This window comes from Micropruina sp. (genome assembly GCF_047606665.1).
In the GTDB taxonomy this organism is placed as follows: Bacteria; Actinomycetota; Actinomycetes; order Propionibacteriales; family Propionibacteriaceae; genus Micropruina.
This window is the reverse complement of record NZ_JASGEF010000063.1, coordinates 57,617-72,869: the sequence shown is the minus strand read 5'-3', so window position 1 is coordinate 72,869 and position 15,253 is coordinate 57,617. Positions and strand designations below refer to the sequence as shown.

The 15,253-nt window shown below is 69.6% G+C and carries 17 protein-coding genes; 9 read left to right on the top strand and 8 right to left on the bottom strand.

Translation table 11 applies throughout. The features are described 5' to 3' along the window. The first annotated feature begins 5 nt into the window (after window positions 1-5). The 7 genes from sufC (at window position 6) to QM619_RS15030 (ending at window position 4,302) form a co-directional block, all read left to right on the top strand. On the top strand, window positions 6-773 hold the full coding sequence (gene sufC, locus QM619_RS15060; protein ID WP_415110457.1) for a Fe-S cluster assembly ATPase SufC: 768 nt from the start codon (window positions 6-8) through the stop codon (window positions 771-773). A 32-nt stretch (window positions 774-805) separates the two neighbouring features. Further along, window positions 806-2,065, top strand: a complete 1,260-nt coding sequence (locus tag QM619_RS15055; protein ID WP_415110455.1) for an aminotransferase class V-fold PLP-dependent enzyme — start codon at window positions 806-808, stop codon at window positions 2,063-2,065. Then, window positions 2,062-2,514, top strand: a complete 453-nt coding sequence (sufU, locus tag QM619_RS15050) for a Fe-S cluster assembly sulfur transfer protein SufU (RefSeq protein WP_415110452.1) — start codon at window positions 2,062-2,064, stop codon at window positions 2,512-2,514. The genes QM619_RS15055 and sufU overlap by 4 nt, the downstream gene beginning before the upstream one ends. Then, window positions 2,511-2,888: a metal-sulfur cluster assembly factor gene (locus QM619_RS15045; protein WP_415110449.1), complete on the top strand. Its 378-nt coding sequence runs from the start codon at window positions 2,511-2,513 to the stop codon at window positions 2,886-2,888. The genes sufU and QM619_RS15045 overlap by 4 nt, the downstream gene beginning before the upstream one ends. A 99-nt stretch (window positions 2,889-2,987) precedes the next feature. Then, complete coding sequence (locus QM619_RS15040) at window positions 2,988-3,344, top strand: SPFH domain-containing protein (RefSeq protein ID WP_415110446.1); 357 nt, start codon at window positions 2,988-2,990, stop codon at window positions 3,342-3,344. A gap of 160 nt (window positions 3,345-3,504) precedes the next feature. Then, window positions 3,505-3,747: a hypothetical protein gene (locus tag QM619_RS15035; RefSeq protein WP_415110443.1), complete on the top strand. Its 243-nt coding sequence runs from the start codon at window positions 3,505-3,507 to the stop codon at window positions 3,745-3,747. A 75-nt stretch (window positions 3,748-3,822) separates the two neighbouring features. Then, the gene (locus tag QM619_RS15030) at window positions 3,823-4,302 is read left to right on the top strand and encodes a MarR family winged helix-turn-helix transcriptional regulator (RefSeq protein WP_415110440.1); all 480 of its coding nucleotides are present in this window, start codon (window positions 3,823-3,825) and stop codon (window positions 4,300-4,302) included. Between the two features lie 236 nt (window positions 4,303-4,538). Here the strand turns inward: QM619_RS15030 and QM619_RS15025 are convergent, their stop codons facing one another. The 3 genes from QM619_RS15025 to QM619_RS15015 are packed head-to-tail and all read right to left on the bottom strand — an operon-like array spanning window position 4,539 to window position 7,502. Then, on the bottom strand, window positions 4,539-5,393 hold the full coding sequence (locus QM619_RS15025) for an ABC transporter ATP-binding protein (RefSeq protein WP_415110437.1): 855 nt from the start codon (window positions 5,391-5,393) through the stop codon (window positions 4,539-4,541). Next, entirely contained in the window at window positions 5,386-6,480 is a 1,095-nt protein-coding gene (locus tag QM619_RS15020) for a FecCD family ABC transporter permease (protein ID WP_415110434.1), read from the bottom strand. The genes QM619_RS15025 and QM619_RS15020 overlap by 8 nt, the downstream gene beginning before the upstream one ends. Beyond that, window positions 6,477-7,502 (bottom strand): FecCD family ABC transporter permease, encoded by a 1,026-nt coding sequence (locus QM619_RS15015; RefSeq protein WP_415110431.1) that lies wholly within the window; start codon window positions 7,500-7,502, stop codon window positions 6,477-6,479. Before QM619_RS15015 ends, QM619_RS15020 begins: the two co-directional genes overlap by 4 nt. A 56-nt stretch (window positions 7,503-7,558) precedes the next feature. On the opposite strand from QM619_RS15015, the gene QM619_RS15010 reads away from it, so the two are divergent. Together QM619_RS15010 and QM619_RS15005 are read left to right on the top strand one after the other, a co-directional pair. Continuing rightward, complete coding sequence (locus tag QM619_RS15010) at window positions 7,559-8,542, top strand: ABC transporter substrate-binding protein (RefSeq protein ID WP_415110428.1); 984 nt, start codon at window positions 7,559-7,561, stop codon at window positions 8,540-8,542. Window positions 8,543-8,678: 136 nt separating this feature from the next. Further along, on the top strand, window positions 8,679-10,280 hold the full coding sequence (locus tag QM619_RS15005; RefSeq protein ID WP_415110425.1) for an ABC-F family ATP-binding cassette domain-containing protein: 1,602 nt from the start codon (window positions 8,679-8,681) through the stop codon (window positions 10,278-10,280). Window positions 10,281-10,359: 79 nt separating this feature from the next. On the opposite strand, the gene QM619_RS15000 is transcribed toward QM619_RS15005, so the two are convergent. The 5 genes from QM619_RS15000 to QM619_RS14980 all read right to left on the bottom strand — a co-directional run bounded on the left by QM619_RS15000 (window position 10,360) and on the right by QM619_RS14980 (window position 15,252). Further along, on the bottom strand, window positions 10,360-11,562 hold the full coding sequence (locus QM619_RS15000) for a M20 metallopeptidase family protein (protein ID WP_415110422.1): 1,203 nt from the start codon (window positions 11,560-11,562) through the stop codon (window positions 10,360-10,362). Between the two features lie 11 nt (window positions 11,563-11,573). Next, window positions 11,574-12,404: a putative RNA methyltransferase gene (locus QM619_RS14995; RefSeq protein WP_415110419.1), complete on the bottom strand. Its 831-nt coding sequence runs from the start codon at window positions 12,402-12,404 to the stop codon at window positions 11,574-11,576. Further along, window positions 12,401-13,159, bottom strand: coding sequence for an SDR family oxidoreductase (locus tag QM619_RS14990; RefSeq protein WP_415110416.1), 759 nt, complete (start codon window positions 13,157-13,159; stop codon window positions 12,401-12,403). The genes QM619_RS14995 and QM619_RS14990 overlap by 4 nt, the downstream gene beginning before the upstream one ends. 50 nt (window positions 13,160-13,209) lie before the next feature. After that, complete coding sequence (locus tag QM619_RS14985; protein ID WP_415110413.1) at window positions 13,210-14,400, bottom strand: Fic family protein; 1,191 nt, start codon at window positions 14,398-14,400, stop codon at window positions 13,210-13,212. Between the two features lie 78 nt (window positions 14,401-14,478). Continuing rightward, a complete protein-coding gene (locus QM619_RS14980; RefSeq protein ID WP_415110410.1) occupies window positions 14,479-15,252 on the bottom strand; it encodes an SURF1 family protein in 774 nt (257 codons plus the stop codon). Window position 15,253 lies beyond the last annotated feature (1 nt).

Sequence of the window (15,253 nt, the reverse complement as noted above, 5' to 3'; positions counted from 1 at the left end):
CCCGAATGTCCACACTGTCCATCACCGATCTGCGCGTCGACGTCCAGACCGAATCCGGCCCGAAGGAGATCCTCAAGGGGGTCAACCTCACCGTCAGCTCGGGCGAGGTGCACGCCATCATGGGCCCCAACGGCTCCGGCAAGTCGACCCTGGCCTACGCCATCGCGGGTCACCCGAAGTACACCATCACCGGCGGCTCGGTGAAGCTCGACGATGTCGAGCTGACCACGCTGACCGTCGACGAGCGGGCCCGCGCCGGCCTGTTCCTGGCCATGCAGTACCCGATCGAGGTGCCCGGCGTCTCGGTGGCGAACTTCCTGCGCACCGCCAAGACCGCCCTGGACGGCGAGGCGCCCAAGGTGCGCACCTGGGTCAAGGACGTCAACGCCGCGCTCGACCGGCTCGGCCTCGACCAGACCTTCTCGGCCCGCTCGCTCAACGAGGGGTTCTCCGGTGGCGAGAAGAAGCGCAACGAGATCGTCCAGCTGGAGTTGCTCAACCCCGGCTTCGCGATCCTCGACGAGACCGACTCCGGCCTCGACATCGACGCGCTGCGGATCGTCTCCGAGGGAGTCAACCGGTACCACGCCCAAGGCGATCGCGGCGTCCTGCTGATCACCCACTACACGCGGATCCTGAACTACATCAAGCCCGACTTCGTGCACGTCTTCGTGGACGGCCGGATCGCCGAGGAGGGCGGCCCCGAGCTGGCCGACAACCTCGAGGTCGAGGGCTACGAGCGGTTCGTCAAGGCCGCGGCCGCCGCCAACTGAGGGTAGGCTCCGCGCCGACGACAGGAGAAGTCGTGAGCTACGACGTCGAACTGATTCGCGGAGACTTCCCCATCCTGGACCGTCGGGTGGGGGAGTATCCGCTGGCCTACCTCGATTCGGCCAACACCTCGCAGAAGCCGCAGGTGGTGATCGACGCGATGGTCGACCACTACGAGCGGCACAACGCGAACGTGGCACGGGCCATGCACGTGCTGGGCGCCGAGGCGTCCGCGGCCTACGAAGGCGGACGCGAGAAGGTCGCCGCGTTCATCGGTGCGGCCCGCGCCGACGAGGTGGTGTTCACCAAGAACGCCTCCGAGGCACTCAACCTGGCCGCCCACTCACTGGGCGCTGGATTGAAGCCGGGCGACGAGGTGGTCATCTCGGTGATGGAGCACCACTCCAACATCGTGCCCTGGCAGCTCCTCTGCGCCCGCACCGGGGCCACTCTGCGCTGGTTCGACATCACCGACGACGGACGGCTCGACCTGGCCAAAGCGTCCGCCGAGAACCTGATCAACGGCAACACCAAGATCGTGTCGCTGGCCTGGGCCTCGAATGTGCTGGGCACGATCAACCCGATCAGCCAGATCGCCGCGCAGGCGCACGCCGTCGGTGCGGTGATGGTGGTGGACGGCTCGCAGGCCGTGCCGCAGCTCACCACGTCGGTGGTCGACCTGGGCGCCGACCTGGTCGCCTTCACCGGACACAAGATGGTCGGTCCGACCGGCATCGGCGCGCTCTGGGGACGCTACGACCTGCTCGCCGAACTGCCGCCGTTCCTCGGTGGCGGCGAGATGATCGAGATCGTCAGGATGTCGGGTTCGACGTTCGCCCCGCCGCCGTACCGGTTCGAGGCCGGCACCCCGCCGATTGCCGAAGCGGTCGGGCTGGGCGCGGCCGCCGAATACCTGCACGAGTTGGGCATGGCGGACGTCGCCGCCCACGAGAGGGCGATCACCGGCTACGCGCTGGATGCCCTGGCCCAGATCGAGGGCGTGCGCATTCTGGGCACCACCGCGGTCGGTCCTGAAGGCCGCGGCGGGGCGGTCTCGTTCACCTTGGCGACCCGCGACGGCCTGGATGTCCATCCGCACGACGTGATGACCTTCCTCGACTCCCGCGGCGTCGCCGTCCGGGGTGGCCATCACTGTGCGCGTCCGCTGCACGAACGGCTGGGCATCACGGCCTCCACGCGGGCGTCGTTCTACCTGTACACCCTGGAACGCGAGATCGATCAGCTGGTCGACGCGCTGGTGTATACCAGAGACTTCTTCGGGAGGGCGGCGTGAGCGTCGAGGCGATGTATCAGGAGATCATCCTGGACCACTACCGCGCCAAGCATCACAGCGGGCTGCGCGACCCGTACGGGGCCCAGGTGACCCACGTCAACCCGACCTGCGGCGACGAGGTGATGCTGCGGGTGGCGCTGGACGGCGAGCGGATCGCCGACGTCTCCTACGAGGCGGTCGGCTGCTCGATCTCGCAGGCGTCCACCTCGGTGATGTCCGATCTGGTGATCGGCAAGACCGTGCCCGAGGCGCTCGCCCTGCACGAGGAGTTCACCGAGATGATGCACAGTCGGGGCGAGATCGAACCCGACGAGGACCGCCTGGAGGACGCGATCGCGTTCATCGGGGTGGCCAAATTCCCGGCCCGGGTGAAATGTGCCCTGCTCGGCTGGTCGGCGTTCAAGGACGCCGCCGCCCAGGCACTGGCGACAACGAAGGAGTCATCATGAGCGAGCTGCGGCCGTCCGATCTGGTGGACGACACCTTTCCCGACAGCACCGCGCCCCCGTCGGCCCGGCCGACGCTGGAGGATCTGACCGAGGCGATGCGCGACGTCGTCGACCCCGAACTGATGGTGAACGTCGTCGACCTGGGGCTGGTCTACGGCATCCACCTCGACGACGACAACAACTGCACCATCGACATGACTCTCACCTCGCCCACCTGCCCGCTCACTGACCGGCTCGAGTTCGACACCGAGATGGCGCTGGACGGCCTGGTCAACTCGGTCGAGATCAACTGGGTGTGGCTGCCGCCGTGGACCCTGGACAACATCACCGAAGAGGGACGCGACCAGCTGCGGGCGATCGGCTACAACGTCTGAGCTCGTCGTTGGTCCAGCTCCGTCGTTGGTTGAGGGGTCGAACCCCCGTCCGGGCCGGCGGTATCAAGACTGGTCGTTGTCGACACCCGCGAGCCACGGGTGGTGCAGCTCTTCGGACGCTACAGAGGGAACCCTGCGCAAAGAAGGTCCGCAGATCACCCTTCCGCTGGTCACCCGCGCAAGGTGTCGGTGAAGGTGCGCAACTTGGAGACCAACGAGCTCGAGGTCAACGACGCCGACGGCAACCCGGTGAACATCGCCGCGATCATCGTCTGGCAGGTGGCCGACACGGCCAAGGCGGTCTTCGCGGAGGTGGCGACACGGATCCCGATCGCCGGCCTCGAGGTCGTCGAGGCCCGGATCTCCAGCCTCGCCTACGCCCCGAGCCCGCGCGATGTTGCGGTGGCAGCAGGCGGCGGTCTCGGCCCGCGAGCAGGTCGTCGAGGGGTGCGGTGAGCATGGTGCAGGGTGCGTTGCGGCAGCTGGAGATGCAGGACGTGGTGGTGCTCGACGAGGAAGCGCAAGGCGGCCATGGTCTCCAACCTGCTGGTGGTGCTCTGCGGTTCCACCTCGGCGACACCCGTGGTGAACACCGGAACGCTGTACAGCTGAGGCGATGTCCGAGCAGATCGACGACACCGCGTCGGCGGCCAGCCGCAGACGGACCGAGCGAAAGCCCGTCCTGCTGCGGCTGGACCCGGCTGTCCACGAGGCGCTCGCCCGGTGGGCTGCCGACGATCTCCGCTCGCTGAACGCCCATATCGAGATGCTGCTGCGGGCTTCCCTGAAGCGGGCCGGACGCTCGCCGCGGGACGCCGGACCGTTGCCTCGCCGCGGGCGTCCGGTCAAGGAGAGATGATCAGGGCACCGCGACCGGCCCGGCCGCCGGAATGGCACTGGGGAATGCGGGGCCCAGTGGCCTACGATCACGGCTGTGGATGAGGTGCGCTGGCTGAGCCAGGACGAGCTTGCCCTGTGGCAGCACTTCATCCTGGCCCAACAGGATCTGGACCGGGTGATTTCGGCCGATCTGGCGGGCAGCGGGCTGTCCCACGCCGACTACGCGGTGCTGGTGGGCCTGAGCGAAGGCAGTAGCGACGGTGTCCGGGTGGGCCGGCTGCGAGAGTGGATCGGCTGGGGGAGCAGCCGGCTGGCCCACCAATTGCGCCGGATGGAGAGTCGCGGCCTGGTGACCCGGAGCCGTGCCGCCGACGATGGCCGGGGCACCGTGGTCTCGATCACCGCCGAGGGCCTGGCCCGCATCCGCGCAGCCGCGCCAGGTCACGTGCGCACCGTTCGTGCGAACTTCCTCGACCTGATGACCGAGGACGAGCGTGCGGTGCTGGGGGCCGTCTTCGAACGGGTCACCCGGACCATCAATCCCGACCGTCCGCCGCTGTCCGGATTGTCCTGACCGGGCACCTAGGTCACCACGCTGCCGGGCGGACCGGAGAGGGCGGCTCCGCAAGATCCCTGCACTCGATGAGCCCACCAACCACCTGGATGGCAACTGGGCCGAGCTCGACCAGCACGCGATGGACTTGAAGCGCCACCTGCTGCAGCGCGAGACCGACGAGAAGTCGCAAGCGGGAACGGGCCAACGCCGAGCGCCGACCCTGAGCCGAGTGTTCCAGCGAGTCGCGGGCGCGATCAGTCCTGACCGCCCGCCGCTGGTCGCGCCGATCTGAGCGCTGGAGCTGTCGGCGTCCGGGCCGGTACCACCGTGGGCAGTCCGTCCACCGGATCGGGGAAGACGTGCGCGGCCAGGCCGAAGACGTCGGCCAGCAATCGGTCGTCGAGCACCTCGGACGGGCTGCCCTGGGTGACGATTCGGCCCTGCTTCATCACCACCAGCCGGTCGCTGTAGCGAGCCGCCAGCCCCAGGTCGTGCAGCACCAACAGCACCGTCTTGCCCTCCAAGGCGGCCAATCGGTGCACCAGTTCGAGCACCTCGACGGCGTGCGCCAGGTCGAGGTGCGTGGTGGGCTCGTCGAGCAGAATGACAGGCGTCTGCTGCGCCAGCACCATCGCCAGCCAGGCCCGCTGTCGTTGCCCGCCGGAGAGCTCCTCCAGCGGCCGGTCGGCCAGGCCGGTGAGTTGAGTGAGCCGCAGCGCGCCGTCGACGATCTGTTCGTCGTCGGTCGACCACTGCCGGTACCAGGGCTGGTGCGGTTGCCGGCCGCGGGCGGCCAGATCGGCCACCGTCAGCACCTCGGGCGCCAGCGGGGACTGCGGCAGCACCGCGATCCGGCGCGCCACGTCCCGCGTCGACAGGGTGCGAATCGGACGCCCGTCGACCAGCACGTCGCCCGCGGTGGGTCGCAGCAGCCTGCCCATGGTGCGGACCATCGTGGATTTGCCGCACCCGTTCGGGCCGATCACGCTGGTCACGCCGTGCGGGACGACCCCCAGGTCGATGCCGTGCAGGACGGTGCGCTCGCCGTAGCCGGCCCGAACGCCGCGCAATGCCAGCGGGGACGGTTCCGGTTGGGGGTGCTCAGACACTCGATCTCCTCAGCCTGCCGGCCATGAACCATAGCAGTGCCGGGGCGCCGACGATGGTGGTGACGATGCCGACCGGCAGCGAGACCGGAAGCCGCTCGGCCACCAGGTCTGAGCCGAGCAGCAACACCGCGCCGACCAGGCCGGCTGCCAGCGGCGGCGGCCCTGCCGTGCCGAACAGCCGCAGCGCGGCCTGGGGGGCGACGAAAGCGACGAACCCGATCGGGCCGGCCGTCGCGGTCGCGGCAGACACGATCAACACCGCGATGACCAGGGCGGACGTCTCGACGGCGGCCGTCCGGGTGCCCAGGGCGGTGGCGACATCGCGACCCAACCGCAGCGTCCCCAGCATGGGCGCCAGCACCACGCAGGCGAGGGAGGCGACGACGAGCAGCGGGCCCAGCACGAGCAGATCGGACGCTTCGGAGCCCTCGAGCGAACCGATCAGCCAGCGGGTGGCGATGGACGCTTCTTCGATCGAGGCGCGGGTCAGCATCCAGGAGGTGGCGGCGATCAGCAGCGCGTTGAAGCCGAGGCCGACCAGGATCGGCCGGTAGCCGTCGAAGCCGCCGCGCCAGGCGGTGGTCAGGATCACGGCGGTGGCAAGCAGTCCGCCGACGATGCTGGCCGGGCCGAGCAGGGCGCGGGCGTCGATGCCGAAGGCGGATTGGGCCCAGGCGGCGTTGGTGAGCAGCAGCACCGCCGCCGCCCCCGCGCCGGCGGTGACACCGAGAATGTCGGGGGTGGCGATCGGGTTGCGGGTGATCGTCTGGGTCAGTGCTCCCGCGCAGCCCAGCGCGAAGCCGACCAGGGCGCCGAGCAGCATCCGGACCAGCCGGTGATCGATCACCACCAGGTTCTCGATCCGGGTGCCCTGGCCGCGCAGAGCGGCCAGCACCCGCTCCAGCGGCAGGTCGAGGGCGCCGGTCGTCAATGCCACGACGGTCAGCGCCGTCAGCACCAGCAGGCAGCCGAGCAGGGCCACGATGCCGCGCCGGCGCACCAGCAGGCCGATGCCTCCGATGGTGATGCCGTGACGCCGGGGTGCGGTCGGCGGTGTCCCGGTGCGGGCGGGCAGGGTCGTGATCACAGCGCCACCAACCGTCGACGCCTGGTGATGGCTACCAGCACGGGGCCACCGAGCAGAGCCATCACCACCCCCACTTGCAGTTCTCCGGGCGGCGCCATCACCCGCCCCAGGGTGTCGGCGAACAGCAGCAGCGCGCCGCCGGCGAGCGCTGCCTGCGGGATCAGCCAGCGGTAGTCGTGCCCGCTGAACAGCCTCGCCAGATGTGGTGCGACGAGACCGACGAAGGCGATCGGCCCGCACAGCGCGGTGGCCGCGCCGGCCAGCAGGGTGATGGCTACGATGCCGGTGACACGGGCGGCGGCCACGCGGGTGCCCAGCGCCCGGGCGGTGTCCTCACCCAGCGACAGTGAGTTCACCGCGAACGCGTTCGCCAGGGCGAGCACCAGGCCCGCCGCCACCAGCACCAGCAGCAGCCAGAGCAGCTGGACGTCACGGTTCTGCAGCGAGCCGACCTGCCAGAACCGCAGCGTGTCCAGGGTCTGCTTGTCGAGCAGCACCAGGGCCGAGGTGAGAGACCCGAGAAGCTGGCTGACCGTCGTGCCGATCACGGCGAGCATCACCAGTGCCGCGCCGCGCAACTGGCCCAGGCCGGACAGGAAGATCAGCGTGGTCGCAATCGCCGCGCCGAGCAGCGCCGCCACCGGGAGCGCCAGCGGTGCGTTCACCCCGAACAGGTACACCAGCAGCGCCACACCCAGCGCCGCGCCGGCGTTGACGCCGAACAGGCCGGGTTCAGCGAGCGGGTTGCGGGTGTGGCCCTGCATCAGGGCGCCGGCCGCACCCAGTGCCACGCCGGCCGCCAAGCCGATCATGGTGCGCGGCAGCCGCTGGCTGGCGATCACCAGGGCATCCGCCGAATCGGTCCGACCCAGAAGCCCGGCCAGGATCTCGGAGAGTGAGACAGCGCGGGCTCCCACCAGCAGGCTCGCGGCGAAAGCCGCAGTGACAAGCGAAAACAGTACCAAGGTGACAGCCAGCATGCGGTACGTCCGACCCCTCGGACGCCGGTGGTGGGCTGCCATGCTATTTAGGCTAGCCTCGCCTTATCTAAATGTGTAATCACGAAAGGGACCCATCGATGCTCACCCGAGCCCTGCGCTGGACGGTCGCCGCCGTCGCGGCGTTCGCCATGGCCGCCTGCGGCAGCAACACCGCCGCGAGCCCGTCCGCCACCGACCTGAGTACTGCCGCCGCAGCCACTCGGACGGTGACATCCACGTTCACCGGCAAGCAGGTGGAGATTCCGACGAACCCGCAGCGGGTGCTGGCCCTGTGGCGGGTCGGCAGCGAGCTCGCCGACCTCGGCGTCGTCCCGGTGGCCGCTCTCGAGGGTGAACTTCTGGAGAGCGAGCTGGGCGCCGACGTATACGCGAAAGTGAAGGACGTGCCCACGGTCGGAACCTACGAGGGCGTGGACATCCAGAAGGTGATCGCGGCCAAGCCCGACCTGATCATCGGGATGGACAACAGCGGCCTGAAGATCGACTATGACGAACTGTCCGAGGTGGCCCCGACGGTCATCCTGAAGATCGCCGAGCCCACCGACGTGTGGGACAACTACCCGACTGTGGCCGACCTGGTCGCCAAGTCCACCGACTTCGAGACCCGCAATGCGGCGATCGACAAGCAGTTGGCCGAGGTGAAGACCAAGCACGGCGACGTCCTCGGCAAGCTGCAGGTGACTGCGTTCAGCGGCTCGGAGGACGGTCTGTGGGTCAATACCTCCAAGTCGCTCACCTACCGCCGATTGAATGCGGCCGGTTTCGGTTACAACCCCACCTACACCGACAACCCGCAGCGCTTCGTCACCGCACTGGCGCTGGAGAACCTGCCCGACCTCGGCAAGCAGGACGCGCTGCTCTATGAAACGGCCTTCACCGGCACGGTGCCCGACGTCACCCAGACGGTGCTCGACGCGGCGTCCTTCAAGGCGCTGCAGGCCACCAAGGCGGGCCTCGCCCTGCCGATCGGCTCCGGCACCGTCTACACCCTCGCGGCGGCCCAGAAGCAGGCCGACGACATCAAGGCGGCAGCCGAAAAGATCGTCGCGGCCAAGGGCTGATCCGGGCGCCGGCCGGCACCCGAACAGACGCCGCCCGCGGTGCAGGAGTGCTGCATCGCGGGCGGCGTCTCGGCTGTCGTTCGGCTCTCAACGACCGGTCCGGAACCCCTGCCTCCGGACGGTAGAGTGGCCGCTCGTGCTGGTCGCGAGAGAAGTCGAAGTCCGGGCGGGTGCCAGGCTGTTGCTGTCGCCGGCGTCGTTCCAGGTCTCGCCCGGCGACAAGGTGGGGCTGGTCGGACGCAACGGCGCCGGCAAGACCACGCTGACCAAGATCCTGGCCGGAGAGGCGCTGCCGGCAGCCGGGCAGATCACCCGCTCCGGGCAGATCGGCTACCTGCCGCAGGATCCGCGCACCGGTGACCTGGACACCCTGGCCAAGGACCGCATCCTGTCCGCCCGCGGCCTGGACTCGATCCTGAACCGTCTCACCCGGTACTCGGTGGAGATGGCGACCGAGGCCGGCGACGCCCAGGACGCCGCGATGCGCTCCTACTCCCGGGCCGAGGCCGAGTTGGCGGCGGCCGGCGGGTACGCCGCGGATTCGGAGGCGGCCCGGATCGCCGCCAACCTGGGCCTGCCCGACCGGGTGCTGGGCCAGCCGCTGCGGACGTTGTCGGGTGGCCAGCGGCGCCGGGTGGAACTGGCCCGGATCCTGTTCTCCGGTGCCGACAACCTGCTGCTCGACGAGCCCACCAACCACCTGGACGCCGACTCGATCGTCTGGCTGCGGGACTTCCTCAAGGCCTACCCCGGCGGCGTGATCCTGATCTCGCACGATGTCGGGCTGCTGGAGGCGATCGTCACCAAGGTGTTCCACCTGGACGCCAACCGAGCCGAGCTCGACCAGTACGCGATGGACTGGAAGCGCTACCTGCTGCAACGCGAGACCGACGAGAAGCGCCGCAAGCGGGAACGGGCGAACGCCGAGCGCAAGGCGGAGCAACTGCTGGCCCAGGCCGACAAGATGCGGGCCAAGGCGACCAAGGCGGTGGCGGCGCAGAACATGGCCAGGCGGGCGCAGAAGCTGCTGGCATCCGTCGAGGGCGAGCGGGCGTCCGACCGGGTGGCGAAGATCCGGTTCCCTACCCCGGCGCCGTGCGGCAAGGTGCCGTTGCGCGGTGCGGATTTGTCCAAGTCGTACGGGTCGCTGGAGGTGTTCACCGATGTCAGTCTGGCTATCGACAAGGGTTCTCGGGTGGTGATCTTGGGCCTGAACGGTGCTGGCAAGACCACCCTGCTGCGGATTCTGGCTGGGCTGGAGGCGTCCGATACCGGGGAGGTGCGGCCGGGGCATGGGTTGCGGCTGGGCTACTACGCGCAGGAGCACGAGACCCTGGACGTATCCCGCAGCGTGCTGGAGAACATGATGACCGCGGCGCCGGACGACATGACGCCGACCGATGCCCGTAAGATCCTGGGCTCGTTCCTGTTCACCGGCGACGACGTGGACAAGCCGGCCCGGGTGCTGTCGGGTGGTGAGAAGACCCGGCTGGCGCTGGCCATGCTGGTGGTCTCGGCAGCCAACGTGCTGCTGCTGGACGAGCCGACCAACAACCTCGATCCGGCGTCCCGGGCCGAGGTGCTGGCCGCGATCCACTCGTTCGCCGGCGCGATCGTCCTGGTCACCCACGACGAGGGTGCGGTGGAGGCCCTAGAACCCGACCGGGTGGTGCTGCTGCCCGACGGCGACGAAGACCTCTGGAATCCCGAGTACGCCGACCTGATCTCGCTGGCGTAGTGGGTGTACGCGGGTACTGGGCACAGGCGGGTGTTTCGCCGCCCTCTCGATCGTCCGCGACTGGACCGGTGGATCGGGCTCAGAGTGTGCCGGCCAGATGGGCGCCGGCGAGATAGCCGGCGGCCAGTGCCACGGCGACGGTCCGGATGGTGTCCTCGCCGGGCAGGTAGCGGGCGTGATGCAGCCCGATATCGTGCCGGGTGCCGGCCTCCTCGCCGGTGCCGACGAACATCATCACGATCGGCACGTGCTGGCCGAAATGACTGAAGTCGTCGGCACCCAAGGACCGGAACGGCTGGTCGGCGACGGGGAGCCCGGCGGCCTGCAGCAGCGGATCGAGGCCGACCACCAGGTCGTGGTCGTTGGCCAGCACCGGGTCGCCGCGCAGCAGGGTGACCTCGGCGGTCGCGCCGCGCGCCGCGGCGGTGTGCTCGGCGAACCGGCGGATCTCGGCGTGCAGCAGCCGGCGGTCCGATTCGTGCATGGTGCGGATGATGCCCTGCAGCTTCGCCGAGTCCGGAATGATGTTGTGGGTCGCGCCGGCCTCGATCCGGCCGATGCTGATCAGCGCCTCGTGGGTCGGGTCGATCAGGCGTCCGACCAGTTCGTAGAGGCCGGATGCGAGGCTGGCCAGGATCGGTACCGGGTCGATCGTGACGTGCGGGTAGGCGCCGTGCCCGCCGTGCCCGCGGATCACGATGTCGAAGGCGTCCGCGGCCGCGTTGACGCCGCCGATACCGGTGCTGACCAGCCCGGACGGCACCCGCGGCTGGACGTGGGCGCCGATCACCGAGCGGACGTCCTGGGCCTGCAGCAAGCCACTGCTGAGCACGTCCGGGGCGCCGGAGGGATTGCACTCCTCGCGGGGCTGGTAGATGCCGACCAGGCCGGCCGGCAGGTTCATCCCCTCGGCGGTCCGCAGCACCGCCCAGACCGCCGCCATGTGGACGTCGTGTCCGCAGGCGTGCATCGCGCCACCGGTGGACGCCCAGCCGACCCCGGTGTCCTCGACGATCGGCAGGGCGTCCAATTCGGCGCGCAGCGCGACGGAGGGGCCGTCCGGACCGACCCGGGTCCAGAAGCCGGTACTGGCCACCGGCGTCGTCGGACGCTCCAGCGCGGCCTGCAGCAGGTCGGCGGTGGGTTGCTCGAAGCCGCCGATGTAGGGGTCTGCGTGGATGGCCCGGCGCAGCGCCTGCGCCTCCAGCAGGAGCCCGTCGATTCCGCCGATGAACTCGTTGAGCAGGGTCGATGTACGGGAATTGGGCCAGGCGGACGTCACGGACGGGCAGTCTACGGCTTCGCCGCGCGACTTCCGGGAGGCGCCCGGAACACGGTGAGGTCGATGGCCAGCCGGACCTCTTCCGGCGCGGTCGGACGGGGCGGGTCGTGATGGGCGTTCGGGCCCATCCGGATCAGGTCGTCCAGCACCTCGGCGCTCAGCGTGCCGGTCTGCTTCAGGGTGGTGGTGTGCTCGTGGACGAGGTGGGGTGCCATCCGCTCCAACAGGCGTTCCCGCTTGTCGTCTTCGATGCCGAGGAGCCCGTAGCGCTGCCGCAGCTCGGCCAGGTGGGCGGCTGCCGGGGTGACCACGATCGCCCGGCCGCCGGGACGCAGCACGCGGGCGAACTCGACCGGGTTGCGTGGCGCGAAGATGCACAGCAGCACGTCGATGGACGCCTCCCGCACCGGTAGGCCGCGCCAGACGTCCGCGACCACGGACGCGACCCGGTGATACGCCTTGGCCGCGCGCCGGGCGGCCGCGCGGGACACGTCGAGGGCCAACCCGCGGGCCGGTGGGCGGGCCTCGATGAGCTGCGCCAGGTAGTGCCCGGTGCCGGCCCCGACCTCCAGAACGGTCTGGACGCCGGTGTACGGCACCGCTCCGTCCAGCCCGCGGCTGAGGAAGTCGAACAATCCCGCCGCCTGGACGCGGGCGCGGGCGTCCAGCATGGCCGTGGTGTCGGCGTTGGCAGGTTCGGGACCGTTCGCCAGGTTCAGGTAGCCCTGTCTGGCGACATCGAACGAGTGCCCGGCGTCGCAGGCCCAGCGCTGCTCCAGCGGCACCAGCTCCCGGCCGCAGTGCGGGCAGGCCAACAGGTGGTGCGCGACGTGCAGGCTCACAGTGCGCGCAGCGCGCCGCCGTCGACGGCGATCACCGATCCGGTCAGATAGGACGCGGCCGGCGACAGCAGGAAGGCGGCCACGCGTCCGAACTCGGCCGGATCGCCCAGCCGGCGCAGGGGAATCCGGGATTCGGCGTCGGCGCGGGCGGCGGCCGGGTCGGCGCTCTGCCCGTGCAGGAACCGGATCCGTTCGGTCAGGACCGTGCCCGGCATCAGGCCGAACACCCGGTTGCCGTCCGGGCCGATCTCGTCGGCGAGCTGCTTGATCAACATCGCCAGCCCCGGACGCAGCCCGTTCGAGATGGCCAGGGAGGGAATCGGCACCTTCACCGAGGTGGACAGCACCAGGCCGATCGCCGCCGGCCCGGTGGCGGTGGCGAGCACTGCCCGGACGGTCCGCAAAGCGGCCAGAAACACCGAGTCGAAGGCCGCGAGCCATTGCTCGTCCGAGTTGGCCAGCACGGTTCCGGGCGGCGGCCCACCCACGCTGATCAGGGCACCGTCGAGTCGTCCGAAGGTGCGCAGCGCCACGTCGGCGGCCGCTTGGGCGGTGCCCGGCTCGGCCAGATCGGCCGCCAACGCGACGGCATTCGCACTGCCCAGGTCGGCGACCGCGTCGTCCAGGACGTCGGCGCGCCTGGCCACCAGCACCACGCGGGCGCCCTCGGCCACCAGCTGATCGGCGGTTGCCCGGCCCAAACCGGCGCTTCCCGCGGTGACCAGGTACACCCGGTCGCTCAGTCCCAGATCCATGCCTGCACCCTAAGCCCTCTCTCTAAGCCTCTCGTGCGGTCCGAGCCGACTCAGTAGATCGTGCGTCGGCCGATGAGCACCGCGATCCGGTCGTAGCAGGAAGTGATCTCTTCGGCGACCCACACCTGGTTGCGGCGTCCGGTGGAGGCTCGCTTCAGCACACCGACGTCGACGAGGTGACCGATGGCGGTGCGCGCTGCCTGGGGCGAGACCCCATGCTGTTGGGCGGCGATGTCTGCCGCGACAGCAGGGTGGCCGACCAGGTTGTCGGCGATCTTCCATGCCACTGAGTCGGAGCGTGCGGTGATTCTGGTATTCCACGAGTCCCGCACGGCGCGAAGTCCGGCGAGCATCTCGCGACCGATGGCCGCGGCGTCGCGGGAGGCTCGGGCGAACTCGATGACGATAGGCAGGGGATTGCCTTTGCGATATTCCGTCAGAGCCGCCACGTAGCTGCCCGTGGCAGCCAACAGGCCCGCCGAGATGGGGACGGTGACGTGTGTGGTGAGCCCCACGTGTCGCAGATAGCGATGCACCAGCGCCCGTCCGACGCGCCCATTGCCGTCGACGAAGGGATGGATCGTCTCGAATTGGGCATGCCCGACGGCGATCTGAGCCAGTGGCAGTCGTGCTGGCTCGGCCAGGAACCGCCACAGGTCGTCGAGGTTCTCCTCGACGTGGCTGTGGTGCGGTGCGACGAACTCTGCGCCCAGCGGGCTGGATCCCGAGGTGCCGATCCACACCTGTTCGTGCCGGAGCCCGATGTGCAGTCCGGTGTCGCCAAGCAATTGCTGGTGCATCTGAGTGGCGACGGAGGTGTCGAGGCCGCCTTCGACCGCGGTGGCGTCCGTCATGGCGGTGACGTTGGCTTGAACGATTCCGGCATTCACGCTGCGTGCCGCGCCTACTTCGGCCAGGGCCAGCTGTTTCGCCGACACCGTGAGGTGCTCGATCTGGGATGAGGAGGCTGCTTCCGAGCGGAGCAGCACGGTGTTGGTGGTGCCCGACTCGCGGGCGCCGAACTCCTCGGTCAACTCCCTGTCGAAGTCGACGATGGCCTGTTGAGCGGCACCCACTCGTGCCGCCGTGGCCGCGTCCAGCACCTCGCAGACGTCGAGCGTCGCGATAGGCGGAACCACCGCGGCCTCGTAGTCGCGCCACGAATCGTGCCAGGGGTGTGTCTCCCACGTCGGGGCGGGCCAGGACGAGCCGCGTGCATCGGCATGTCGAGGTGCTCCCATGGACGATATCCTTTCGTAAAGGAATCCATACGCAAGGATATGTCATTATCCTTGCGTATGGGTTGCCTTACGTAAGCGTCAGTTGGCTGGGGCCTGCTTCGCCTTGCGGCGATCCCGCAGGTCGGAGCGGATCAGCACCACCAGGCCGACGCCGGCGATGATCGCGAACGCGAACCACTGCAGGGCGTAGGAGAAATGGTTGCCCTCGGTCAGGTCCGGCGGGCTCACCGGCACCAGTCCGTCGGTGGCTGCCGGGGTCATCTCGGTCGCCCCGATATAGCCGTCGACCAGGGGATACGGCAGAGTGCCGGCGACCGCCTCGGAGTTGATCAGCCGCATCTGCCCGTCGATGGGGACGGTCGCGTTGGAGGCGCCCTGCTCGTCGCGCCGCACATAGCCGATCACGGTCACCTCGCCCGCGGGCGGCGCCGGGGCGGTGGTCGGGAAGTCCTCGCTCGCGGGACGCGCGGCGAAACCCCTGCTGACCAGCACGTTGCCGTGCGGCGTCCGCAGCGGCGTCACGATCTCCCAGCCGGTCTGCTCGCCGTTGCTGCGATAGCGGACGACGTAGGAATGCTCGGCGTCGAAGGTGCCGCGGACGCTGACCCGCTGCCATTGGTCGGCGTCGGTGATCGGATGGTTGAACACCGTCTGCCAGTCGACGACGGCGGCGTTCTCATGGGCGACGACGACCCCGTTGTTGTCGCGGCGCTGCTGCAGCCGGTCGAGCTGCCAGCGGCCCAGGTTGACGAAGGCGACCGCCAGGCAGATCACCGCGACACCCATCACCGCCCAGCGCAGCCACAGCCGACGGCCTTGGGGGGCCTCGCCCATCGTGCCCAGCTTCGGCACC

Coding starts and splice junctions, on each gene's coding strand:
- sufC (WP_415110457.1), top strand. CDS start 6: ATGTCCACACTGTCCATCACCGATCTGCGCGTCGACGTCCAGACCGAA.
- QM619_RS15045 (WP_415110449.1), top strand. CDS start 2,511: ATGAGCGAGCTGCGGCCGTCCGATCTGGTGGACGACACCTTTCCCGAC.
- QM619_RS15035 (WP_415110443.1), top strand. CDS start 3,505: ATGTCCGAGCAGATCGACGACACCGCGTCGGCGGCCAGCCGCAGACGG.
- QM619_RS15015 (WP_415110431.1), bottom strand. CDS start 7,502: ATGGCAGCCCACCACCGGCGTCCGAGGGGTCGGACGTACCGCATGCTG.
- QM619_RS15010 (WP_415110428.1), top strand. CDS start 7,559: ATGCTCACCCGAGCCCTGCGCTGGACGGTCGCCGCCGTCGCGGCGTTC.
- QM619_RS14990 (WP_415110416.1), bottom strand. CDS start 13,159: ATGGATCTGGGACTGAGCGACCGGGTGTACCTGGTCACCGCGGGAAGC.
- QM619_RS14985 (WP_415110413.1), bottom strand. CDS start 14,400: ATGGGAGCACCTCGACATGCCGATGCACGCGGCTCGTCCTGGCCCGCC.